At 69.1% G+C, this 21,830-nt stretch carries 23 protein-coding genes; 16 read left to right on the top strand and 7 right to left on the bottom strand.

The window, feature by feature from the left end:
• Window position 1 precedes the first annotated feature (1 nt).
• From AC07EQ_RS00445 to AC07EQ_RS00420, 6 genes are all read left to right on the top strand, one after another.
• Window positions 2–253, top strand: a complete 252-nt coding sequence (locus AC07EQ_RS00445; RefSeq protein ID WP_358503463.1) for a gas vesicle protein GvpG — start codon at window positions 2–4, stop codon at window positions 251–253.
• A 146-nt stretch (window positions 254–399) separates the two neighbouring features.
• Complete coding sequence (locus tag AC07EQ_RS00440; RefSeq protein ID WP_478385710.1) at window positions 400–714, top strand: gas vesicle protein GvpO; 315 nt, start codon at window positions 400–402, stop codon at window positions 712–714.
• Window positions 711–1,181, top strand: a complete 471-nt coding sequence (locus tag AC07EQ_RS00435; RefSeq protein ID WP_478385709.1) for a gas vesicle protein — start codon at window positions 711–713, stop codon at window positions 1,179–1,181. The genes AC07EQ_RS00440 and AC07EQ_RS00435 overlap by 4 nt, the downstream gene beginning before the upstream one ends.
• On the top strand, window positions 1,174–1,950 hold the full coding sequence (locus AC07EQ_RS00430) for a GvpL/GvpF family gas vesicle protein (protein WP_478385707.1): 777 nt from the start codon (window positions 1,174–1,176) through the stop codon (window positions 1,948–1,950). Before AC07EQ_RS00435 ends, AC07EQ_RS00430 begins: the two co-directional genes overlap by 8 nt.
• A gap of 8 nt (window positions 1,951–1,958) precedes the next feature.
• Window positions 1,959–2,186: a gas vesicle protein gene (locus tag AC07EQ_RS00425; protein WP_478386225.1), complete on the top strand. Its 228-nt coding sequence runs from the start codon at window positions 1,959–1,961 to the stop codon at window positions 2,184–2,186.
• A complete protein-coding gene (locus AC07EQ_RS00420; protein WP_478385706.1) occupies window positions 2,179–2,505 on the top strand; it encodes a gas vesicle protein K in 327 nt (108 codons plus the stop codon). Before AC07EQ_RS00425 ends, AC07EQ_RS00420 begins: the two co-directional genes overlap by 8 nt.
• A gap of 90 nt (window positions 2,506–2,595) precedes the next feature.
• Here AC07EQ_RS00420 and AC07EQ_RS00415 read toward each other — a convergent pair whose 3' ends face one another.
• Complete coding sequence (locus tag AC07EQ_RS00415; protein ID WP_478385705.1) at window positions 2,596–2,799, bottom strand: CsbD family protein; 204 nt, start codon at window positions 2,797–2,799, stop codon at window positions 2,596–2,598.
• An 845-nt stretch (window positions 2,800–3,644) separates the two neighbouring features.
• Here AC07EQ_RS00415 and AC07EQ_RS00410 point away from each other — a divergent pair.
• Both AC07EQ_RS00410 and AC07EQ_RS00405 read left to right on the top strand, forming a co-directional pair.
• Complete coding sequence (locus AC07EQ_RS00410) at window positions 3,645–4,058, top strand: hypothetical protein (RefSeq protein WP_478385704.1); 414 nt, start codon at window positions 3,645–3,647, stop codon at window positions 4,056–4,058.
• A gap of 140 nt (window positions 4,059–4,198) precedes the next feature.
• Window positions 4,199–4,672 carry a hypothetical protein gene (locus AC07EQ_RS00405; protein WP_478385703.1) on the top strand — a complete coding sequence of 158 codons (474 nt, stop codon included), beginning with the start codon at window positions 4,199–4,201 and terminating at the stop codon, window positions 4,670–4,672.
• Window positions 4,673–4,717: 45 nt separating this feature from the next.
• Here the strand turns inward: AC07EQ_RS00405 and AC07EQ_RS00400 are convergent, their stop codons facing one another.
• Entirely contained in the window at window positions 4,718–4,969 is a 252-nt protein-coding gene (locus AC07EQ_RS00400; RefSeq protein ID WP_478385702.1) for a hypothetical protein, read from the bottom strand.
• A 271-nt stretch (window positions 4,970–5,240) separates the two neighbouring features.
• Window positions 5,241–6,461: a PP2C family protein-serine/threonine phosphatase gene (locus tag AC07EQ_RS00395; RefSeq protein ID WP_478385701.1), complete on the bottom strand. Its 1,221-nt coding sequence runs from the start codon at window positions 6,459–6,461 to the stop codon at window positions 5,241–5,243.
• 70 nt (window positions 6,462–6,531) lie between these two features.
• On the opposite strand from AC07EQ_RS00395, the gene AC07EQ_RS00390 reads away from it, so the two are divergent.
• Window positions 6,532–6,909: an STAS domain-containing protein gene (locus tag AC07EQ_RS00390; protein WP_478385700.1), complete on the top strand. Its 378-nt coding sequence runs from the start codon at window positions 6,532–6,534 to the stop codon at window positions 6,907–6,909.
• 96 nt (window positions 6,910–7,005) lie between these two features.
• A complete protein-coding gene (locus AC07EQ_RS00385) occupies window positions 7,006–7,398 on the top strand; it encodes an ATP-binding protein (RefSeq protein ID WP_478385699.1) in 393 nt (130 codons plus the stop codon).
• 533 nt (window positions 7,399–7,931) lie between these two features.
• On the opposite strand, the gene AC07EQ_RS00380 is transcribed toward AC07EQ_RS00385, so the two are convergent.
• Together AC07EQ_RS00380 and AC07EQ_RS00375 are read right to left on the bottom strand one after the other, a co-directional pair.
• Window positions 7,932–8,144, bottom strand: coding sequence for a DUF2188 domain-containing protein (locus AC07EQ_RS00380; protein WP_478385698.1), 213 nt, complete (start codon window positions 8,142–8,144; stop codon window positions 7,932–7,934).
• Window positions 8,145–8,224: 80 nt separating this feature from the next.
• Window positions 8,225–8,608, bottom strand: a complete 384-nt coding sequence (locus AC07EQ_RS00375) for a hypothetical protein (RefSeq protein ID WP_478385697.1) — start codon at window positions 8,606–8,608, stop codon at window positions 8,225–8,227.
• 343 nt (window positions 8,609–8,951) lie between these two features.
• Between AC07EQ_RS00375 and AC07EQ_RS00370 the strand changes: the two genes are divergently transcribed.
• The 6 genes from AC07EQ_RS00370 (at window position 8,952) to AC07EQ_RS00345 (ending at window position 19,101) form a co-directional block, all read left to right on the top strand.
• Window positions 8,952–12,884, top strand: coding sequence for a Pls/PosA family non-ribosomal peptide synthetase (locus AC07EQ_RS00370; protein ID WP_478385696.1), 3,933 nt, complete (start codon window positions 8,952–8,954; stop codon window positions 12,882–12,884).
• The gene (locus AC07EQ_RS00365) at window positions 12,881–14,221 is read left to right on the top strand and encodes a M1 family metallopeptidase (RefSeq protein ID WP_478385695.1); all 1,341 of its coding nucleotides are present in this window, start codon (window positions 12,881–12,883) and stop codon (window positions 14,219–14,221) included. The genes AC07EQ_RS00370 and AC07EQ_RS00365 overlap by 4 nt, the downstream gene beginning before the upstream one ends.
• A 252-nt stretch (window positions 14,222–14,473) precedes the next feature.
• Window positions 14,474–15,409, top strand: a complete 936-nt coding sequence (locus AC07EQ_RS00360; protein WP_478385694.1) for an acyl-CoA desaturase — start codon at window positions 14,474–14,476, stop codon at window positions 15,407–15,409.
• Between the two features lie 234 nt (window positions 15,410–15,643).
• Window positions 15,644–16,627, top strand: a complete 984-nt coding sequence (locus tag AC07EQ_RS00355) for an EamA family transporter (RefSeq protein WP_478385693.1) — start codon at window positions 15,644–15,646, stop codon at window positions 16,625–16,627.
• Between the two features lie 164 nt (window positions 16,628–16,791).
• Window positions 16,792–17,820, top strand: coding sequence for an alpha/beta fold hydrolase (locus AC07EQ_RS00350; protein WP_478385692.1), 1,029 nt, complete (start codon window positions 16,792–16,794; stop codon window positions 17,818–17,820).
• A 780-nt stretch (window positions 17,821–18,600) separates the two neighbouring features.
• Entirely contained in the window at window positions 18,601–19,101 is a 501-nt protein-coding gene (locus AC07EQ_RS00345) for a hypothetical protein (protein WP_478385691.1), read from the top strand.
• 202 nt (window positions 19,102–19,303) lie between these two features.
• On the opposite strand, the gene AC07EQ_RS00340 is transcribed toward AC07EQ_RS00345, so the two are convergent.
• On the bottom strand, window positions 19,304–20,242 hold the full coding sequence (locus AC07EQ_RS00340; RefSeq protein ID WP_478385690.1) for an ArsR/SmtB family transcription factor: 939 nt from the start codon (window positions 20,240–20,242) through the stop codon (window positions 19,304–19,306).
• Window positions 20,243–20,878: 636 nt separating this feature from the next.
• Window positions 20,879–21,811 (bottom strand): lipid kinase, encoded by a 933-nt coding sequence (locus tag AC07EQ_RS00335; protein ID WP_478386224.1) that lies wholly within the window; start codon window positions 21,809–21,811, stop codon window positions 20,879–20,881.
• Window positions 21,812–21,830: the final 19 nt, after the last annotated feature.

Raw genomic sequence — 21,830 nt, 5'->3', positions numbered from 1 at the left:
CATGGGGCTCATCACCGGACTGCTCACGCTTCCGCTGGCACCGGTCCGAGGTGCCGTATGGGTCGCTGAGCAGATAAAGCAGCACGCGGAGCGGCAGTACTACGACCCCGCCCTGATCCAGCGCCAGATAGCCGACGTCGATGACGCGCACGCCGCCGGCGAGCTGACCGATCACGAGCGCGACGAGCTGCAAGCGGACCTGCTGGCCAGGCTGTTCGAAGCGCAACGCCGACGTGATGCTGGGGAGATGTGAATCCGGTGGCCACCACGCGGGACGACGACGCCAGGGACCGCGAGCCACCTGCTGATCGCCCTCGGCGACCTCGGCCGCGGCAACCAGGGTCGAAGGCGTCGGCGCCACGCGGCGATCGTGCCGAGAAAGACCGCAAGCCGCAGCGAGTGCGTCGGGAACCGGAAGGTGAAGAGGACAGGCGAGGTGATGATGATGGGGGACGTTCGCTCAAGGCCGCCCAGGCCGCGCAGCTGGCCGTCCGCCAAGTGCACGAACTGACGGGCCGGCAGCCAGAGGGGGTCACCTCGCTCGAGCGCGTGGAAAACGGTTGGCGCGTAAGCGTCGAGGTGGTCGAGAGCCACCGGGTTCCGGACACGGCGGACATCCTGGCGGTGTACGAAGCGGAACTGGACCAGGACGGCGAACTCCTTTCCTACCGCCGGGTCGATCGCTACTCCAGGGGACGAGGCGACGAACGATGAACGGGCACGATCGCGAGGAGCGGATGACGGCACCGGAGGTTCGAGGCGGCGGGGCGCGGGCACCCGCCTGGTACGGACAGCGCGGGGCACCACCTGCCAGACAGGAGTCCGCGAACCTCGCGGACATCCTCGAACGCGTCCTGGACAAGGGAATCGTCATCGCGGGTGACATCCAGGTGAACCTGCTCGACATCGAGCTGCTGACCATCAAACTCCGGCTCGTGGTCGCCTCGGTGGAACGCGCCCGCGAGATGGGGATCGATTGGTGGGAGCACGATCCCACCCTGTCGTCCGGCCACCGCGATCTGGCCGAGGAGAACCGGCAGCTGCGCTCTCAGGTCCGGGAGCTCGAATCCGAACGCGGCACACCGCAGGGCGCGATAGAGCAAGGCGAAGCCGAACAACGCCGTGAGCGTCGTCGAAGCACACCTCCTCGGCGCACCTCTGAGGAGCAGGACCGTGGCTGAAACCCTGTCCTACGTTTACGCGATCTCCCGGAAGGACGCGGACTTGCAGCCCGGCACCGCGGGGATCGCCGGGTCGGGGGTCCGGCTGGTCGGCTCTGGCGAGTTGGCAGCGCTGGTCAGCACGGTGTCCGCCGAGGAGTTCGGCGAGCAAGGGCTGCGGAAGAACTTGGAAGACCTGCGGTGGCTGGAAAGAACGGTGCGCGAGCACAATCGCGTCGTCGACGCAGCAGCTGCCACCTCGACCGTGGCGCCACTGGCGTTGGCCACGGTCTACTACAACGATGCTCGGGTCCAGGCTGCATTGACCGAACAAGCGCCCGTGTTCCTCGACGTCCTGGCGCTGATAGCCGGCCGCACGGAGTGGGGGGTCAAGGCATACGCGGACCTCGTCAAGAGCACGTCCGGGGAACCTGCTGAGCCGGAGACCGGCGAGGGCGAGCGCCCGGGACAGGCCTACCTCCGCAAGATCCGGGAGCAGCGGAAGGGGCGGGCGGAGGCAGAGCATGAAGCGGTGGAGCGAGCGAGCGAGATCCACGATGCCTTGAGCAAGCTCGCTCACGCGAACCGCGTGCACCCTCCGCAGAATCGCGACCTCGCGGCCTATCGAGGCTTGATGGTGCTCAACGGCGCCTACCTGGTCGACGACTCGCGGACCGAGGAGTTCACCTCCGCGATCGATGACATAGCGAGCGGAAGCTCCCTGCAGATCGAGCTCACGGGACCTTGGGCACCGTACTCGTTCGCGGTGGTATCCGCGGAGGGCCGGTGAGCGCGGCGATGACCACAGGACACGACGTCAGCACGCGAACTGTTCGGGACGCTCGGGAGATCGCGCTCGTCGACCTTCTCGACCGGCTGTTGGCCGGCGGAGTGGTGATCACCGGTGATGTGACCATTTCCTTGGCCGGGGTGGACTTGGTGCGGGTCTCGTTGCGGGCGATCATCACATCGATCCAAGAGAGCACGATGAACGTCGACTCCTGGGAGCGGGGCAGCGATGAGTGAACCGTCCGGAGAACGACGGGTCGGCCGGTCGGGAAGACTGCAGCACCGCATCGAAACCGATGCGGAGTCGGTCCAGCGCGATCTGGTCCGGCTCGTGCTGACCATCGTCGAGTTGCTGCGCCAGCTCATGGAACGCCAGGCCTTGCGCCGAGTCGACCAAGGCACGCTCGACGATGAGCAGGTCGAAGAGCTGGGTCTGGCCCTCATGAAGCTGGAACAGGCGATGACGGAACTGCGCGATCGATTTGGGCTCTCGACCGACGATCTCAACCTCGACCTCGGTCCGCTCGGCCCCCTGCTGCCGCGGGACGACCAGTGATGGTCACCTGCTCTCGTCGTCGTCGCTTCCAGAGCTGTGAGCGCCGTGGGCCGCACACCAGCGGGGGTGCGCGGCCCACGAAACAGGCGGCTATCCGTCCTGGTCGGGCTTCTTGTCCTTGTGCCCGGTGACGGCATCCTTCACCTTGTCCGCCGCCTGCTTCAGCGCACTCTTGGTCTGTTCGCTCTTGCCCGCGGCTTCTTTCTCCTTGTCGCCGGTGGCTTGACCGAGCTTCTCCTTCGCCTTGCCGGCAATTTCCTCGGCCTTGTGCTTGGCTTCGTCGCCTGTGCTCATGCCATGCTCCCTAGATGCGACTGCTCGGGACCCCGCTCGCCTTCGGGTAAAGCTCGACCCGATGGTCATGCGAAGTCGCTTCACGCTTACCCGCGACGTGTTGGTCTTACACCTGACGGAACTTGTTCCGGTGTGACGTGTGACACCGCTGTTGTGCACGGATTGCTACGAGGCCGGAAGTAGGCAATAGGTTGTCGCTCGGCAACTTATCCGCACCGCCACGCAAAACGAGGTTGGAAAAATCTCAGTGCCGGACCGGCCGACGATTCCCGTTGTGCGTTCCCGGGTACCCGATGGGAACTCAAGGTTCGGTGATGGCCATGATTCGGATCAGGGTGGCGCTGGCGAACCTCGTCAGGATCTTGCTCGGCTGGTGGGGTGGGGTGAAATCCGCCTTGGGTCGCCTCGGCCGCAAAGCATTCCAGTGGATTCGAACGCTGTCCGCGACGTTCACGGGTGCTTTCGGAAGGCTTTCACGGGCAGTGCCAGGTGTGGTGCGCGGGCGAAGGTTCGGATTCTCCGGGCGCGCCAAGAAAGCGAGAAGCGTTTCCGGGCGCCGTTCCGCTCGTGGAAGGGGCTCGGGTAGGGCGGGTGCGAGTCGCGGGAAGCGGATGAAACTCCGGGGCGGCAAGAGATAGTCGCGTGTTCGCCTCCGATCGGCCGAGGGATCCAGGGCGGAGGCGATTCTGGAAAACGGGGTTGATGTGAGAGAGGCAAGTGCCCCTCCGGGGCGGCGAAAGAAACAGCCCGGGGAAGTCATCGGCGACCGAAGTGGGCGATCGCAACGAGATTTCGCATCGTCCGGGCGGGCCCGCAGGGTGCCGGCGGAGTCGACCGCCGGAGACGTGGCCGATCGCAGCGGTGCGCCCCCTGAGGTCGGCGAGGGCACGGTGGCTGCCTTGGAGCGGTTGGAGAACAGCCTCTGGCGCCTCGCCCGCGCCGCGGTCGAAGCCTGCGCACAGCTCATCTCGACGAAGACCGAGAGAGTGGTCGGCAAACTCGCCGAACGCGCGGCCAAGTCCGGGCCGGTGCCTGGGGCTGCGCTACGGGCGGTGCGGGCGGCGATCCTCGGGAAGAGCCCGGTCTGGGAGGCGATCAAGGGTGCAATAGCCGGCATGAGCTGGCAGACCAAACTCATCCTGGTGGCCGGAATGATCTTGTTGCCCATCCTGCTGGTCGTGTTGGGCGCGGTCCTCCTGCTGGTGCTGATCGTGCGTGCCATCGTGGTGGCGTTCCGGGCGGCAACGCAGCGCGGTTGATACACCGCTTGATCGTGCCTCACTGGATCGAGCGATGCTTGAACGTATGAACTCGCGAATGGCGTCCGGCTCCCTGCGGCAGAAGAATGGGTTGCAACCGTTGGCACGTGTGGTGGCATCGCTGATTTGGAGCTCGAGACATGATTAAGATCAAGGCCTATCTGGCCACGCTCCTTGGCTATTTGCTGCACTTCTGGGACATGGTCAAGATCGCATTGCGCCTCGTTCGTAAGGTCGTCCAGGACGTGCTTGAAACCCGTGCGCCGAGGCGTCATGGCAAGCGCAGGTTCACTCGGAGGTCAAAGGTCCGCGAGCGGCGGATGATGCTTTTGCGGCGCACGAGCATGGTGGCAGCGGGGAGCGCGGCAGCGGCCGCCATGGCGTACGTCGCTTACCGCATGGTGCGTTCGTCGAAGGAACCGGAGGAACGTCCGCTCGGGCGGGAGGAAGCCCCCGAAGAAGCCGAAGCATCGACTGACGAGGGTGCTCGGCCGGCTGGGGAGACGTTCCCGCCCGAGGACGCCATCCCGGCAGCCAGGGCAGCCGAAACGACCAGTACCGGGAAGCGAGGCCGAAGCTCAAGGCGACCGGCCCGGATTCGTGGTTCCCGCTGACGGCCGGCGATCGCCGACCGGGCATCCCGGCGACGCCACGCCGTGCTACTTCTCGACGACGGTGACCCTGGCCGTTTCTCGTGGCGGCGCTTGTTCGGGCAGTTCCACGCTCCCGCCTTGGCGAGTGCGGATTTCGCGCATCATGTCGCGGATCTCGCTCAAGAGCAGGGCTTGAGCCATCGTCGCCCAGTACAGCGCTTCATCCTTCGGCTTGATCTGCTCGGCGGCCGCTCGTGCCCGGGCAAGAGCTCGGTCCGGGTCGGTGACGATCTTGCTGGTCTTGTTGTCCTTTGCCATGACCACGCAATACCCGCGGCCGCGATCATCAACACCGCGACGGCCGTTTCCGCGATCGTGAAGTCGAGGGGTCGGCCGGCGAAACGAGGAGGAGAGGCGGTGGTGATGGCCGAGGAGGAGGCCGGGTGCGCCCCACCGCAGTGATGATGTTGCGGCACTCCGCGATCGGTACTGGTGTGTCCCCGGGCAATGATGGTCGTCAACAGTGGGTTGCTCGCCGACCGAACCCCGACCTCGGCCCGCTGCTGCCGCGCGACTGACCCGCCCCTGCTCAGCCGGAGTGGCTGATCGCGAGGAGCGCGACGTCGTCCGTCGGCCGTTCGGTGCCGACGAGCTTGTTCATCACAGTGGTGCACACGGCGTCCGCCGGAGCGGGGGAGACCGCCTCGCAGAGCTGCTCCAACCCGACGTCGATCGATCGGTGGCGGCGTTCGACCAGACCGTCGGTGAAGAAGCAGACGACCCCGTCGGCGGGTAACGCGAGCACGCCGGCCCGCCGTTCGCGGCGAGTGACGCCGAGACCGACGGGGGGATCCACCGGCACGTCGGCGAGGTGGCTGCGGCGGGAGGGCGAGCCGATCACCGGCGGCAGGTGTCCGGCCATCGAGATGTGCAACGTGGTCGCGGCCGGGTCGTAGATCGAGTACGCGACGGTGGCCATGGCGTTCGGTTCGAAGTGGGTGACCTTGCGATCCAGTTTGTGGAGGACCTGCGCGGGGTCTTCCGTTTCGAGGGCGTAGGCGCGCAGGGCGCTGCGCAACCGGCCCATGATGATCGCTGCCGCCAGGCCGCTGCCGACCACGTCCCCGATCACGATGCCGATGTGCCCGGACGGCAGGGTGAAGACGTCGTACCAGTCGCCGCCGACACCCGGATCGACGCCGGAAACGTACCGCGCGTCGAGGGTGATCCCCGGGACCGCGGGCAGTCGAGTGGGCAGCAGGCTGCGCTGGAGCGCCTTCGTCGCGGCGCGCTCGGCGCGCGTCGTGCTGGCGCGGATCGCCAGCGCGATGCGATCGGCGAAGAGCTGGAGCAGGTGCACGTCATGCTCGGTGAAGCGGCGGGTGTCGTAAGTACCGATGTAGAGCACACCGATGATCTCGCCGCCGGCCAGCATCGGGGTGCCCATCAGCGTTTCAATCCCGTGCTCCTGGAAAACCGGTCGGAGGACCGAGGGGTCTTCGTGGCTGTCCAGGATCGGCGGACGGCGCCCGGAGGCGACCGCGTCGGCGAAGGCTGGGCCCACGTGAACCCGAACGTCCTGGCGGACCTCGTCCTCGATCCCGACGGCGGCGGTCGCGACCAGCAGCTCGCCAGCGGGTTCGTAGCGCATCACCGCGGCGGTGTCGACGTCGAGCAACTTGCTGACCCGGTGCAGCATTTCACGCAGCAGGTCGTCGGATTCGAGGTGCGCCAGCGCCGTGTCGGTGACGAGCTCGATCTGCCGCAACCGCTCCGCTGCGTCGTCGGACGAGTTGACCGCGGGCCGCATGGGGACATCGTAGCCTCGCCGATCCTTGATCATCTTTGCATTCGGGCACGGTGACGACCACCATGGGGACATGTCCACGCCTACCGGTTCAAGCGACCCCGCAGCACCGTTGACCGTGGTAACCCGATGGTCCGATCGCGTGTTGCTGATGGAAATCGCGGGTGAAGTCGAACTGCTCAACGCCCCGCGGGTCGAGTCGGCGATCATGAACGCGTTCGACATGCGGCCCGAGGTCCTGATCCTGGACCTCAGCGAGGTGACGTTCCTGTCCTCGGCGGGGCTCGCCGTCCTGGTCCGCGCTCGGAACCGCGCCGGAACCGACATCGGGTTCCGCGTGGTCGTCGAAGGCCCGGCAACGGTGCGGCCGGTGCAGCTGACCGGCCTCGACCAGGAGATCGCCTTCTTCTCCACCCAAGACCAGGCGATGGCCGCCGCCGCAGGCACTTGAGTTCCGCGGTCCGCGCCACGGATGGGGCTGGAAATGATGGCTGGTGAGCCGAACGGAGGTCGTGCTCTCGGTGCCGCCGGAGATGGTGGCGCCCCGGTGCCCGCGCTGCGCTACCGGATGGTTTCGGCATCTCCAGGGGAGTTGCCCGCGCTGCGCGACGAGCTGGCGAGGTGGAGCCGCTGCGCGGGCCTCGGGCGCGACGCCGCGGAAGCGCTCGCGCTGGCGTGCTACGAGGCGATGGCGAACGTCGTCGAGCACGCCTATGCGCGTCCAGGGGCGATGGACGTGGAAGCGGTGCACTTCGCCGCCGAGCGCCGTGTGCAGGTCACGGTCACCGATCGCGGCAGCTGGGTGCCGCTGGACTGGGGTTCGGACGTCGACCGGGGCAGGGGGCTGCCGTTGATCCGCCACCTCGCCGACGAGGCGGTGATCACGCCGGGCGATGCCGGCACGGAAGTGCGGATGAGCTGGTCAACACCCGGCGAGTGACGCCCTGCCGCAATTTCAATGGAAATCAGAGGTTCGATTTCCATTGAAATTGCGGCAGACGTGTTGCTCGGGGCGGCGCGGGGGTTCCCTGGGTTCCCCCCGTGGTAGCTGTGAGGCCTGTGTTCTCGATTCCTCACAGCCGGATTTCATCCCAGGCGTGGCGTTGAGAACGCTGGGCGGCCAGTTCTAGTCCCGGCGGCGCAGAGAACCTGATGCCGCGTGGGGTGGAGCGTTGACATGGCGGCGACCGATCGACCCGGCGGCCGTGGTGGCGAGCCGGAAGCGACCATTGTGGACGAACGGCAGGACAGGCGGACCCTGAGCAGGTCTTCCACGAGCTGTCGCCGATGCTGCCCGACGACGCGATCACCACGTCGGACTCGGGCTCGGCGGCGAACTGGTACGCGCGGCACCTCAAGATCCGCGGGGGACATGCGGTGCTCGCTGTCGGGCACCCTGGCGACGATGGGCCCGCCCGCCCCGTAGCCCGGGTCGACCAGCCACGTTGCACGCCCGAAGCGAGCGCGGCGGATTCAGGTGGCGGGCGCTACCGTGCGCTTCTCGTTCACCTCGCCGTCGAAGCCGTGGATGACCACGTCACCGCCACCGGTGCGCCGGGCTTTGTCCGCCGCCTCGGCGATGGCCCCGGCCTGGGTCCTGGTTCGCGACTCCGTCTTTCCAGTGCTCGCGTCGACGACTTTCCAAGTGCCTTCGGCGCGGTCGCGAACGACATGACGTTCTGTCATGGCGCCCTCCGGAAAATCAGGCACTGTCGACTCAGGACTACCCGGAGCGCCGTGCCCGACACCTGCGGGGCTCGCTCGGGTCAGCGGTCGGTCGAACCCTCCTGCGCGCGGACGACTTCCTCCTGCAGCATCCGGGACTGCTGGCGCGTGCGGATCCGGCCCAGCGTCCAGATCGTCACGCCGTGCGCCACGGCCAGCACCAGTAGCAGGACCCCCAGCCGCGCCACCACGGTCTCCGGCGCGCTGCCGAGATCCATCGGCACGACGGAGATCAGCGCGAGCAAACCCAGCGCTGCCAGGTGGAACACGACCACGACCAGTTGGTTCACCGAATCCGCGGCGGCGGTATCGCGGGCGGTCGACTGCAGGTAGGTCGTTCCGCTGCGCCGGATCAGCTGACCGTCGGCGACCACCAGCGCGGCGCCGACGACGAGGAACACCATGAACGAACCCACATCCGGCATCGGACTTCCCTCCACTTCCACTCGGAACGGATCTTTCACCGAGCGCTACCCGGAGCGCGGCGCGCGGTAAACGGCGAGCGAACGCTTGACACCGAGATGGACCAGTACGACCAACGCCGTCTCGAGTTGTGATGGCAAGCACTTCGCGGGGGCCTTCGGGATGCGGAAACCCGTTCGATCCGTAAGCTGACCTGTCTGCCCTGGGCGGGTCGTCGGAGTACGCGCCTGGACTACCGCGGAGCGAGACAGTGATTTCACGTCCTGTTCGGAGTTGCGACACCTCACGGGACCTGCCGCGCGGCGGGCAGCGGGGCAACGGGTCGTCGGCGGGACGGCGCGTTCGGTGACTCTGACCGCAGCAGGTGAACAGCTCGTCCCGTCCGCATCTCCGGAAACCGCGGTCGGCGCGGTCTTCTGGTCGGACTTCGCGCCCGATCAGCGCACCCTGGTCGAGGTTCTCGACAGCACGGCACGTCGATTCCCGGATGCACCGGCGATCGATGACGGCACGATGGTGCTCAGCTACGGCCGGCTGACCGCCGAGATCGGCGTCGTGCGGCGACGGCTCGCCGAAGCCGGTATCGGCATCGGCGACCGGGTCGGAATCCGGATTTCCTCCGGCACCGCGGAGCTCTACGTCTCGATCCTGGGCGTGCTGGCCGCCGGCGCCGCCTACGTTCCGGTGGACGCGGACGACCCCGACGAGCGCGCCGAACTCGTGTTCGGTGAAGCCGAGGTCTGCGCCGTGCTCTCCGACGGGGGCTCGTTCGCGTTGCGCCGCGAGCCGCTCGGTCGCCCGGGCGAACCATCGCCCACCGACGACGCCTGGATCATTTTCACCTCCGGTTCGACCGGGAAGCCGAAGGGCGTGGCGGTGAGCCACTCCGCCGGCGCGGCCTTCGTCGACGCCGAAGCCGGCCTGTTCCTCACCGAGGAACCCATCGGCCCCGGGGACCGGGTGCTGGCCGGGCTGTCCGTGGCGTTCGACGCCTCGTGCGAGGAGATGTGGCTGGCCTGGCGGCACGGCGCCTGCCTGGTGCCCGCGCCGCGCGCCCTGGTGCGCACCGGTGTCGACCTCGGCCCCTGGCTGGTGGCGCGGCACATCAGCATCGTGTCGACGGTGCCGACGCTGGCCGCGTTGTGGCCCGTCGAAGCGCTGGAAGAGGTTCGGCTGCTCATCTTCGGCGGCGAGGCGTGCCCGCCGGAACTCGCCGAACGACTCGCCGTCGAAGGCCGCGAGGTCTGGAACACCTACGGGCCCACGGAAGCGACCGTCGTCGCCTGCGCCGCGCGGCTCACCGGCGAGGGGCCGGTGCGGATCGGATTGCCGTTGGCGGGCTGGCAACTCGCGGTCGTCGACGAGCGCGGCGAACCGGTTGCGATGGGCGACACCGGCGAGCTGATCATCGGCGGCGTCGGCCTCGCCCGGTACCTGGACGCGGGCAAGGACGCCGAGAAGTTCGCGCCGCTGCCGTCGCTCGGCTGGTCCCGGGCCTACCGCAGCGGTGACGTGGTGCGGGCCGAGCCCGAGGGGCTGCTGTTCGTCGGCCGGGCCGACGAACAGGTCAAACTCGGTGGCCGCCGCATCGAACTCGGTGAGGTGGACGCGGTGCTGCAGGCCCTGCCCGGCGTTGCCGGGGCGGCCTCGGCCGTGCAGACCACCGCCGCCGGGAACCAGATCCTCGTCGGCTACGTGGTGCCGCGTGCCGAGTCCGAGGCGGCAGCGGACGCGCGGTTCGACTACGACCGCGCGGTACGGCGGCTGCAGGAACAGCTGCCCGCCGCGCTGGTGCCGCTGCTCGCGGTCGTGTCCGACCTGCCGACCCGCACCTCCGGGAAGGTGGACCGAGCCGCGCTGCCGTGGCCGCTGCCCACCACCGGCGGCGATCCCGCCGCGAGGTCGGCGATGTCGCCGACCGAGGCGTGGCTCGCGGAGGGCTGGGCGGAAATCCTCGGCGTGGAGGTGACCGACCCCGCCGCGGACTTCTTCGCCACCGGCGGCGGCAGCCTCACCGCCGCCCAGCTGATCGCGCGCATCCGGATGCGCCACGCCCAGGTGTCGGTCGCCGACATCTACCAGCACCCGACGCTCGGTTCGCTGGCCGCGCACCTGGACGCGTTGGAGGCGATGACCGAGACCTCGCGGCGCGTCGTCCGCCCGACGCCGCGCCTGACCGGGCTGTGGCAGGCCCTGATCATGCTGCCGCTGCTGGCCATCGTCGGGTTGCGCTGGACGACCGTGCTGGCGGCGCTGAGCAACGTGCTGGCCTGGACCGGATCCGTGCCGTTCGCGCCGACGGTGTCGGTTTGGTGGATCGCCGCGGCGTGGCTGCTCCTGTTCAGCCCCGCGGGCCGGATCGCGTTGTCGGCCGGTGGTGCGCGGTTGCTGCTCGCCGGGGTGCGCCCGGGCACCTACCCGCGCGGCGGGGGTGTCCACTTGAGACTGTGGACGGCCGGGCGGCTCGCCGAGTTCAGCGGCGCGACTGGTGTGTCCGGTGCCTCCTGGATGACCCACTACGCGCGGGCGTTGGGCGCCAAGGTGGCCAAGGACGTCGACCTGCACTCGCCGCCGCCGGTCACCGGCATGCTCAAGGTCGGCAAGGGCGCGGCCGTCGAACCCGAGGTGGACCTCGCCGGCCACTGGGTCGACGGCGACGAGGTGCACATCGGCAAGATCCGGATCGGCGCCGGTGCGCGCGTCGGCGCCCGCACCACGCTGATCCCCGGCGCCCGGATCGGCAAGTCCGCGGAGATCGCGGCCGGCTCCACGGTGCGCGGCTCGGTGCCCGCGGGGCAGCGGTGGGCCGGGTCCCCGGCCGTCCCGGTGCGCGAAGCGGGCCGCACCTGGCCGTCGAGCCGTCCGCCCAGGTCGCAGGTGTGGGCCTCGGTCTACGGGGTCACCTCGGTGCTGCTCGGGCTGCTGCCGGCGCTGGCGGCACTGCCCGGCGTCATGGTGCTCGGCCTCGCTCTCGGCGGCGCACCCGATCTCGGCTCGGCGCTGACCCGGGCGCTGCTGGCGGTGCCCCTGGCGAGCGCGTGCTACCTCGTCTCGTACGCGTTGCTGGTGCTGGTGAGCGTGCGCGCGCTGAGCATCGGGATGCGCGAGGGCTACCACCCGGTGCACGGCCGCATGGCCTGGCAGGTGTGGGCGACCGAGCGCCTGATGGACATGGCCCGCATCGGCCTGTTCCCGTTGTACGCCAGCCTGTTCACGCCGGTGTGGCTGCGGTTGCTCGGTGCCAAGGTCGGTCGCGGCGTGGAAGCCTCCACCGTGCTGGCGCTGCCGAAGATGACGAAGGTCGCCGACGGCGCCTTCCTCGCCGACGACACCATGGTCGCCACCTACGAGCTCGGCGGTGGCTGGCTGCACGTGGCCCCGGCCCGCATCGGCAAGCAGGCATTCCTCGGGAACTCGGGCATGACCGCGGCAGGGCGTTCGGTGCCCAAGCGCGGCCTGGTCGGGGTGCTGTCCTCGACGCCGCGCAAGGCCAAGAAGGGCTCGTCCTGGCTGGGCATGCCGCCGATGCCGCTGCGCCGTTCCATCGACGAGGCCGACGCGAGCCGGACGTTCGCCCCGCCGCTTCGGCTGAAGATCGCCCGCGCGGTGGTCGAGCTGTTCCGGTTCGTGCCGGTCGTGCTCAGCGCGGCGCTGGCGGTGCTGGTGCTGGCGGCGCTGGCGTTCCTGCACGCCGAAGGCGGGCTCTGGCTGGCCGCGTCGCTGGCCGGGCCGGTGCTGCTGGCCGCGGGCCTGCTGGCGTGCGCCATGACGACCGCGGTGAAGTGGCTGCTGGTCGGGCGCTACCGGGCGGACGAACGCCCGCTGTGGAGCTCCTTCGTGTGGCGGACCGAGCTCGCGGACATGTTCGTGGAGGTGCTGGCCGTCCCGTGGCTGATCGGTTCGGCCGGCGGGACGCCGCTGCTGACGGCGTGGCAGCGCAGCATGGGCGCGAAGATCGGTCGCGGGGTGTGGCTGGAGACCTACTGGCTGCCCGAATCGGACCTGGTGCGGCTCGGCGACGGCGCGTCGGTCAACCGGGGTTGCGTGGTGCAGACCCACCTGTTCCATGATCGGGTCATGCGGTTGGACGAGGTGCGCCTGGACGCCGGCGCTACGCTGGGCCCGCACGGAATCGTGCTGCCCGGTGCGAGCATCGGTGCGCACACCACCCTCGGCCCCGGGTCGCTGGTGACCCGGGGAGACGAGGTGCCCGCGCACTCGCGGTGGCTCGGCAACCCGATCTCGACGTGGCGGAAAGCGGGAGGACGTCGCCGGTGAACCCTGGTGCTGACCAGTCGGGTGCGCCGGCGCCGGGGGCAGATCGGTCGACGGATTCCTACCTGCCCGAGCACGGCAACGGCGGCTATCGAGTCGAGCACTACGACCTGGACCTGGAGTACCAGGTCGGCCCGAACCGGCTCGCCGGGCAGGCGACGATCTCGGCGGTCGCGACGCAGGCCCTGTCGCGGTTCAGCCTGGACCTGGCCGACCTGCGGGTTCGCCGGGTGCTCGTGGACGGCCGTCCCGCGAAGTTCACGCACGGCGGCGGGAAGCTCCGGATCAAGCCGGCACGTCCCGTCGCCGCGGCGGCGGAATTCCGGGTGGACGTCCGGTATTCGGGCAATCCGCAGCCGATTTCCGGTCGGTGGGGCGAGATCGGGTGGGACGAGCTGACCGACGGCTCCCTGGTCGCCGGCCAGCCGGTCGGCGCGCCGTCCTGGTTTCCCTGCAACGATCACCTCGCGGACAAGGCGGGCTACCGGATCTCGTTCACGACGGCCTCGCCGTACTCGGTGCAGGTGACCGGGAATCTGGTGTCGCGGCAACGCCGCGGCAGCACCACGACCTGGGTATACGAGCGGCCGGAACCGACCGCGACGTACCTGATGAGCATCCAGGTCGGCCTGTACACCGAGGTGGAGCTGGCCGGCGGCCCGGTGCCGCAGCGGGCGGCGATCCCGGCGCGGCTGGGCGACCGCTTCGCCGCGGACTTCGCGCGGCACGGCCAGATCATGGACGTGCTGCAGCGATTGTTCGGCCCGTACCCGTTCGGCGAGTACGTCGTCGTGGTCACCGACGACGACCTGGACGAGCCGGTCGAGGCGCAGGGCATGTCGGTCTTCGGCGCGGGCCACCTGGACGGCCGGCGCACGAACGAGCGGCTCGTCGTGCACGAACTGGCGCACCAGTGGTTCGGCAACAGCGTGACGATCGCGGACTGGCGGCACATCTGGCTCAACGAGGGCTTCGCCACCTACGCCGAATGGTTGTGGTCGGAGTTCTCGGGCGGCCCGTCGGCGCAGCAGCACGCAGCGGACTGGCACGCGCACATCGCCGCAGGCCCGCCGGATCTCCGGATCGCCGATCCGGGTGTGGCCGGGATGTTCGACGAACAGGTCTACAAGCGCGGCGCGCTGACGCTGCACGCGCTGCGCCGTGAAGTGGGCGACGAGCCGTTCTTCGAGCTGTTGCGGAAGTGGGTCGCCGACCACCGGCACGGCACGGCGACCACGGCGGACTTCACGGCGCTGGCCGACGAATTCGCGAACCGGTCGCTCGCCGGGTTCTTCACGAAATGGCTGGACAGCATCGAGTTGCCGCCGCTGCCACGCTGAGGCCGCCACATCGGGCGCCGACGACAGGGGTGCGGACCGGTGGCGCAGCATGACCGACCACGACGAACCCGCAATTTCCATTGAAATCGAACCTTCGATTTCAATGGAAATTGCGGCTCGACCGAGCACCTGACACCGTGCCCTCGTCTGACGTTCACCAATGCTTGCGGGCCGGTTCGTTGTGCTCCGGGCGCGATACCGGTTGTGTGGTGGCAGGACTTCCCGCGACGCAGATTCGAGGTTCCCGCTGCGATGGTCGCCACCGAGCCGTCCGGGTCGACGCCCCAACCGCTGCTGGCCGGCACCAGGCCGTTGGCCCCGCACCTGTCGGTGTACGTGTTCATCCTCCTGCCGTTCCTGGCGCTGGTGGCGGCGGTGCCGCTGGCGTGGGGATGGGGGCTGCGCTGGTGGGACGCGCTGCTCGCGGTCGGCTGGTACGTGTTCACCATCCTCGGCGTGACGGTGGGCTACCACCGCTACTTCACGCACGGCGCGTTCCGCGCCAAGCGCTGGCTGCGCATCGCGCTCGCGGTCGCGGGCAGCATGGCGGTCCAGGGCCCGGTCCTGCACTGGGTGGCCGATCACCGCCGCCACCACGCCTTCGCCGACAGGGAAGGCGATCCGCACTCGCCGTGGGCGTTCGGCACGTCTCCCGCCGCGCTGGCGCGCGGGTTCTGGCACGCGCACATGGGCTGGATCTTCGAGCGGGACCTGACGAACCAGCGGCGGTTCGCGCCCGACCTGCTGGCCGACCCCGACATCAGGTTGGTGCACCGGCTGTTCGGCCCGTTGACGGTGGCGACGTTCGCCCTGCCCGCGCTGTGCGGCGGTGTGATCACGGGTACCTGGTGGGGCGCGGCGACGGCGTTCTTCTGGGCCGGGCTGGTGCGGGTGGCCTTGCTGCACCACGTGACGTGGTCGGTGAACTCGATCTGCCACCTGGTCGGGGATCGCCCGTTCCGCAGCCGCGACAAGGCGGCCAACTTCTGGCCGCTCGCGGTGCTGAGCATGGGGGAGTCGTGGCACAACCTGCACCACGCCGACCCGACGTGCGCCCGGCACGGGGTCCGGCGAGGCGAGATCGACATCTCGGCCCGGGTGATCTGGATCTTCGAAAGGCTCGGCTGGGCCACCCACGTCCGCTGGCCGACCCCGCGACGCCTCGCCCGCCTGGCGGCCGACAGCTGAATCACTGTCCTTTATGGACATTCTTTGCCGATCCGGACCTTCACCGGCTTCAGGGGCGTTTCGGACTGGTGTGCGGGTACGTGTGGGACGTGGCCGTGGGGGAGCAGGGCGGCGATTTCGCGCGAAATCGCCGACCAGTGTCCGGCGTCGGGTGCCTTCCGGATGCGTCCCGGCCGAGGGGGTGCGCGGGAAAACCGATGGCCGGGGCGGTCATGTCGCGGCCAGACTGCAGGCGTGGTCGTACTGGAGAAGGCCGCGCGTGCGCCGGGCCGGGCGTGGGCGACGGGGCTGAGCCTGACCTCGTGGGTGCTGTTCGCTAGTTCCGGCCCGCTGGCCAAGGCGGTGATGGCGGCGGGTTGGTCCCCGGCCGCGGTGACCTCGGTGCGGATCGCGCTGGCTGCGGTGCTGCTGGTGCCGGTGGTCGCGGTGCTGCGGCCGCGGGCGCTGCGGTTCCACCGCGCCGACCTGTGGCTGCTGCTCGGCTACGGCCTGCTCGGTGTCGCCGGCGTGCAGCTGTTCTTCTTCCTGGCCGTGGCCCGGGTCCCGGTCGGGGTGGCGATGGTGCTGGTCAACCTGGCGCCCGCGCTGGTCGCACTGTGGGTACGGGTGGTGCGGCGCACCCGGTTGCCGGGACTGGTGTGGCTGGGAATCGGACTGGCCGTGGCCGGATTGGTCCTGGTCGCGGAGATCTGGCAGGGATCGGAGCTGGATCTGCTCGGTGTCGCCGCCGGGCTGGCCGCGGCGATCTGCTCGGCCGGGTTCTTCCTGCTCGGCGAGCACGGCGCGAGCCGGTACGACTCGTTCGGGCTGACCGCGGCCGGGCTGTCGATCGGCGCGGTGGTGGTGGCCGTGGTCGCCTTGCCGTGGACGCTGCCCACGGGACTGTTCACCGCCCCCGCGATGCTCGGCGGCCTGCAGGTCCCGGTGTGGCTGGCCCTGCTGGTGCTGGCCGTGGTCGGCACCGCGTTGCCTTACCTGGCCGGGCTGCGGGCGCTGCGCAATCTGCCTTCGGCCCTGGCCAGCGTGCTGGCCCTGGTGGAACCGCTGGTCGCCGCCGGACTCGCCTGGCTGCTGCTCGGCCAGGCGCTCAGCCCGGCGCAACTGGCCGGAGCGGTGGTGCTGCTCGCCGGCGCGGTGCTGGTGCAACTGGCCGCCCCGAACTCGCTCCCGGAAGGCGCCTTTCGCCGTGAGACGTTCGGTGGAGGTCGGCGAGGGTGATGCCGAGGTGTCGGCGCAGCGCGCGAAGTCGCGCGGAACACGCGCTCACCTTGCCAGAACGGCAAGATTTCGTGCCAGATCGGTGCGCGCCCGCTGAGACTGGGCGCTGATCGACGGCGCGACCGTGCGCCGACTCCACCACTCCCTCCGCAGGACAGGAACACATGATCACCGCAATTCGGGCGCTGACGCGCAGGTTCAGCCGGCCCGCGCGCACGATGGCGACCCTCGCACTCACCCTGCTGCTCACGATCGGCGGCGCGGCCTGTTCCGCGCCGACCGCGGACGACGTTGCCCCCTACGCCGTCGCCACCCAGGACGATCCGGCGTTCCAGGGCACCTTCCGGCACGAGTTCGCCGACGTCGATGGCGTCCGCATGCACTACGTGACCGGCGGCAGCGGCCCGCCGGTGGTGCTGATCCACGGCTGGCCCCAAACCTGGTACGGCTGGTGGCAGATCATGCCGGCCCTCGCCGAACACCACACCGTCTACGCGGTCGACCTTCCCGGACTGGGCGACAGCACCGGCTCACCGACCGGTTACGACAAAGCCACCCTGGCGCGGTACGTGCACACGCTGATCGCCGACAGGCTCAAGGTCCGGGACGCCGCCGTCATCGGGCACGATTTCGGCGCCGCGGTGGCGTTCCAGTACGCCAGCCAGTTCCCCGGCGACACCGCCCGCCTCGGATACCTCGACCTGCCGCTACCCGGGCCCGCGATCGACGCATCCACGTACCGCACGCTGAGCTGGCACATCGCCCTCCACTCCCAGCGACGGGTCCCCGAGGCGATCGTGGGCGATGACGTCCGCGAGTACCTGGCACTGTTCTACCCCCAGGTCTCGTTCGAGGGCACGGCATTCGGCGGCACCTCGGATCGGTCTCCGTTCACCGACGGCGAGATCGACGAGTACGCGCGGACCTACAGCCGGCCCGAGGCGCTGTCGGGCGGCTTCGAGCTCTACCGCGCCCTCGACAAGGACGTGCGCGACACCGCGTCCGCGGCACCGGTACGCATCCCGACCCTGCTCATGACCGCCCAAGGGCAACTCGACGCGATCCGAGCCACAGTGGACCCGCGGATGGCCAACATCGTTCGCGCGGTGGACGTGCCGCGCGCCGGACACTGGCTCGCCGAGGAAAACCCCCAGTTCGTCACCGCGGAACTGCTGCGTTTCCTCGACGGATGAGCAAGCCATGAACACGGGGCTGAGATGCCGCTGGCGTGTCCGATGTGGACCGGTCAGGGCTCTTCGCCGACCGGGTCGGGCAGCGTCCAGCGGTCTTCTCGGCGGGGGTGGATGTATCCGAAGTAGTAGAGGTAGCCGATCGCCAGGATGGCCAGCGCTGCGGCCGAGCTGGAGCATGATCGCGATCACCGCGTTGATCACCGCGATCGCGATGCCCAGGCTGACGATCGTGTTCACCACCGGCCCGCCGCGGGCGAGCAGGAAGTAGTTCATCGGCGAATCGGCGTTGACCAGCCGCGACGGGCACCGTTCCCCGGCCCTGCCGCATGACCGGCTCACCGAGCTGCTGCGCGAGTCGGGGCTGCGGCCAGACGGTCGTTGACGCTCTGCCGACGCAAATCCCGTTGATCGGCCGGGCTCGCCAGGAGCTCCGTCCGTTGTGGACAACTCACCGAACGTGATCCGGACCGGTATTGAGGCGCCGTCTCTGCTTCCGGTAACGAATTTCGCCGTCCTAGAAGTCCGGGTTGCTGGCGTCCTTCCAGGTTCGGGGAACGACGACGTGGAGAGCGTCGCGCGCGACCGAGAAGCGTTCCGTTTACCTGCGAAAACACTACGGCTGACTCGAACTCGTGCCGCTGACCAGTCGCTTTCGGTCTGAACCGAAACCTCTCGCGCACAAGGGCGATAGGTCATTAGAAAGGAGATGCCCGGACGGTCACCCCGCGGTTTATGGGGAGCCGCGATCTGTTCGGGCAGCAGATTGGTTCTGGAGGGATCATGCGAATCAAGAACAGGGTCGTCGCGCTCGTCGGCACGAGTGTGATAGCGCTGTGCAGTGTGGCCGTTTATACGGGGTCCGCCGTCGCGCAGGCGCCGGACCAGGGTAAGCAGTCGACGGCGGAATCTCCGGCGGCTCCTATGCCTGCGAAGGCGTACACGTACCACGAGACCGCGGTCGTCACCGACAAGACGCCGCCAGTTGATGCCATTTGCGGTGATTTGGGCGATGGCGCAGGCAAGGTGTGTTTCGAGCCCCACGGTGACCGCTTCTGGCTCAGGGACACGAAGGCCGATCGGGCAGTCCTCAAGAGCTGGGCGCACGCAGAGCCGAGTGAACACACGTACAAGTGCGATGCGGACAAGGGCAGCAGTGTCTCTTGGCAGTACTGCACGTTCCATGACGACATGCCTGAAGGCGAATACATCGGATTCAACGCCAGCGCCTACAAGTACGGCGAGGAAGTTGCCTGGTCGGCATTCCTGAATGCCGTGAGCTAAATATTTTCTGGCTTCTTGACCGGGCATCTCGATGCGTCGTGAGCGGAGGAATGTCCGATCTCTGGTTGAACCGTTTCCGCCCACTGGCCCAAAACTTTGTGGCCAGTGGGTGGGAGATCAACACGTGCAGCCGGCTGTGGATGTGGCCTACAGGCAGCACCTGATCGCGGATCTGCTTGGCCGACCCGCGGCGCCGGCTATGTCACGCCCCAGCCGTGTCGGGGCTCGTCTGTCTGCCGGGCGGGCCCGGGTGTGCGCTGCCGTGGAGGAGGCCGGTGCCGAGTGGGGTGAGCGTGTGGAGCGCTCGGTTGTCCATGCGTCGGGTCGCGACCAGGCCGGCGGCCCGCAGGGCGGAGATGTGCTCGCTCACCGAGGAGGGGGCGAGGTCGAGGACGTGTGCTGCCTCCCCGGTGGAGCACACCCCGTCGAGGGCGGCGAGCACCCGGGCACGGGTGCGGCCCAGGAGCGCACCGAGGGGGTCCGAGGCTGCGCTCCCGGGCGGCGTTGCTGGGGCTTGGTGTGCGGGATAGACCACGATCTGGGGCAGGGTCGGATCCGCCAGCGCCACGGGTTTGCCCCAGCAGAAGCGGGAGGGGACGAGACACAGTCCCCGCCCATCGAGGTGGAGGTCCCTGGATTCGGGATAGTCCATCTCGAGCACCGGTGGCCGCCAGCGCAGCACCGGTCGCAGCGACGACAGCAGGCCGTGGACGCCGCCGTCGCGCAGGGCTCGGGCGCGGAGCGCGCGGTCCACCTCGACGGCGGACTCCGTGCCCGTCCAGTGAGGTTCGACGACTGCGCGATATATGACGTGCAGTGCGTCCGCGAGGTCCTGGAGGCGCTGGGCGTCGCCGGCGGCGAGATCACGTACCCACACCGGAGGGCGCCGTCCCTCGAACGCCCGGGGCAGCTCTTCTGACAGGCGCTGGTGCGGCGTGCCGCGCAGCGCGTCCAGCCCGGCCGACAAGCCCTCCCGGCCGGCGGCCGGGGTCAGGAAGTCCGGGAAGTAGCCCGCCAGCGGCGGCGCCAGGGTGAGCAGCAGGCGTGCTGCCGGGCCCAACGACTGTGCCCCCTCCAACCGTGCGACCTGCAGTCGCCAGGGCCGGAAGGCCGCGGTCGCCCGACCGTTGAGCTGATGCACCGCAAGGAGTGTCTCCCACAGGGGGTCGCTGGCCACCGTCACCCGGGCCAGATCCCGATCGCTGAAGTGAATGCGCAGCACTGATCCCCCAACCATCTTGCTGCGCGACGGATGCCGCCGCCCATGAGTCCGGTTGTGCTCAACCCCAGCACCGGAAAATCCCTCGGTTCCCCAGAAGCGTTCAGTACCTGCTTGACGAGAGTAAATCTGAGCTAGGTGGACCCGAAGTGCCTCGTCCGGGACGATAACAGGCAACTGGTGTGGCTGTGGCCGGGCTGCAACAAATCTCCACCATGTTCGAGATCACCGTGCTGCAGCTGTCGTCGACAGGTGAATCCTGGCTCAAGTGCGCTATCGTCGCCCGTTTCCGGTGTCGTACTCGGCGGTTTGGTCGCCGGCCCCGGGAAGGCGGCTTCGTGCGGGCAGCGGACACGTCCACCGGATCACGGGTGGTGATCCACTTGCCGACGGACTCGAAACGCCACCGGAGGTCCGGTTGTCGTGATGCTCGGCTGATCCACGTCCGATCGCGCTTCGCGATTTGGTTGGCGGACAAAGCCGATCATCTCGCGACGCTCTGCCGGTCCCGGGTACGAGACCGGCAGAGCACAGCGCCATCTCGTCGCTTCCGCCGTCCTAGAAGTCCGGGTTGCTGGCGTCCTTCCAGGTTCGGGGAACGACGACGTGGAGAGCGTCGCGCGCGACCGAGAAGCGTTGCGGGGTGCCGTCGACGAGTTCACCGTCGACGTTGATCGGAAGGTCGGGCCCGGTCGCCACGTCGACCCGCTTGGTGCGGAAATGGCGGACGTGCTCGCTGTCGAGCGCACCGCGTTTGAGATCGCGCGCGGCGGCGATCAGGTCGTGGAGGCTGCCGTGCCGCATGACGGAGATGTCCAGCGTCGCATCGTCGATCCCGGCGTCGTGCGCCGCGAGCTGCCCGCCGCCGAAGTAGCGGCCGTTGGCGATCGAGAGCTGCAGCAATCCGTGGTGCTCCTGCGGCTCGTGGTCGCCGTCGGGGAACGTCAGATGCGCCGAGAACGGCCGGTGTCGCAGCAATGCCTTGACGGTCGCCACCGGGTATGCCAGTGCCCCGGTCCACCTCTTCAGCGTCGGCGACATCGCCTCGGCCACGCCCGCGCCGAGACCGACCGACGCGCGGTTGACGTAGTAGTTGTTCCCGCAGAGGCCGAGGTCGATGTCGACCACCTTGCCGTGCGCGATGGTGCGGCAGGCCTGGTCGAGATCCGTGGGGATGTGCAGGGTGCGAGCGAAGTCGTTGGCGGTGCCCAGCGGCAGCAGGCCCAACGGCACGCCGCGGTGTGCGAGGACGTCGACCACCGAGCTGACGCTGCCGTCTCCGCCGCCGAGGATGATCAGGTCGTGGCCCGCGTCCACGGCCGAGCTCACGGTCTCCGGGAGCCGGGCCGGATCGTGCAGCGGAAAGGTCGAGTCCAGCGGCACGCCCAGGCTGCGCAGCTCGTCGATCGCCCGCGCGTACGCCTTGGCGCCCGTGCGGGCCCGTGCATTCACCACCAGGGCTGCTCGCTTGGTGGAACCGTCGGTTGTGATGACCGCTCCTCACGAGAAG

The sequence above is a fragment of the Saccharopolyspora sp. NPDC045839 genome (assembly GCF_056431645.1).
This window is presented reverse-complemented; position numbering and strand designations above follow the sequence as displayed.

Coding starts and splice junctions, on each gene's coding strand:
- AC07EQ_RS00445 (WP_358503463.1), top strand. CDS start 2: ATGGGGCTCATCACCGGACTGCTCACGCTTCCGCTGGCACCGGTCCGA.
- AC07EQ_RS00435 (WP_478385709.1), top strand. CDS start 711: ATGAACGGGCACGATCGCGAGGAGCGGATGACGGCACCGGAGGTTCGA.
- AC07EQ_RS00425 (WP_478386225.1), top strand. CDS start 1,959: ATGACCACAGGACACGACGTCAGCACGCGAACTGTTCGGGACGCTCGG.
- AC07EQ_RS00420 (WP_478385706.1), top strand. CDS start 2,179: ATGAGTGAACCGTCCGGAGAACGACGGGTCGGCCGGTCGGGAAGACTG.
- AC07EQ_RS00415 (WP_478385705.1), bottom strand. CDS start 2,799: ATGAGCACAGGCGACGAAGCCAAGCACAAGGCCGAGGAAATTGCCGGC.
- AC07EQ_RS00405 (WP_478385703.1), top strand. CDS start 4,199: ATGATTAAGATCAAGGCCTATCTGGCCACGCTCCTTGGCTATTTGCTG.
- AC07EQ_RS00400 (WP_478385702.1), bottom strand. CDS start 4,969: ATGGCAAAGGACAACAAGACCAGCAAGATCGTCACCGACCCGGACCGA.
- AC07EQ_RS00395 (WP_478385701.1), bottom strand. CDS start 6,461: ATGCGGCCCGCGGTCAACTCGTCCGACGACGCAGCGGAGCGGTTGCGG.
- AC07EQ_RS00390 (WP_478385700.1), top strand. CDS start 6,532: ATGTCCACGCCTACCGGTTCAAGCGACCCCGCAGCACCGTTGACCGTG.
- AC07EQ_RS00380 (WP_478385698.1), bottom strand. CDS start 8,144: ATGACAGAACGTCATGTCGTTCGCGACCGCGCCGAAGGCACTTGGAAA.
- AC07EQ_RS00375 (WP_478385697.1), bottom strand. CDS start 8,608: ATGCCGGATGTGGGTTCGTTCATGGTGTTCCTCGTCGTCGGCGCCGCG.
- AC07EQ_RS00360 (WP_478385694.1), top strand. CDS start 14,474: ATGGTCGCCACCGAGCCGTCCGGGTCGACGCCCCAACCGCTGCTGGCC.
- AC07EQ_RS00350 (WP_478385692.1), top strand. CDS start 16,792: ATGATCACCGCAATTCGGGCGCTGACGCGCAGGTTCAGCCGGCCCGCG.
- AC07EQ_RS00345 (WP_478385691.1), top strand. CDS start 18,601: ATGCGAATCAAGAACAGGGTCGTCGCGCTCGTCGGCACGAGTGTGATA.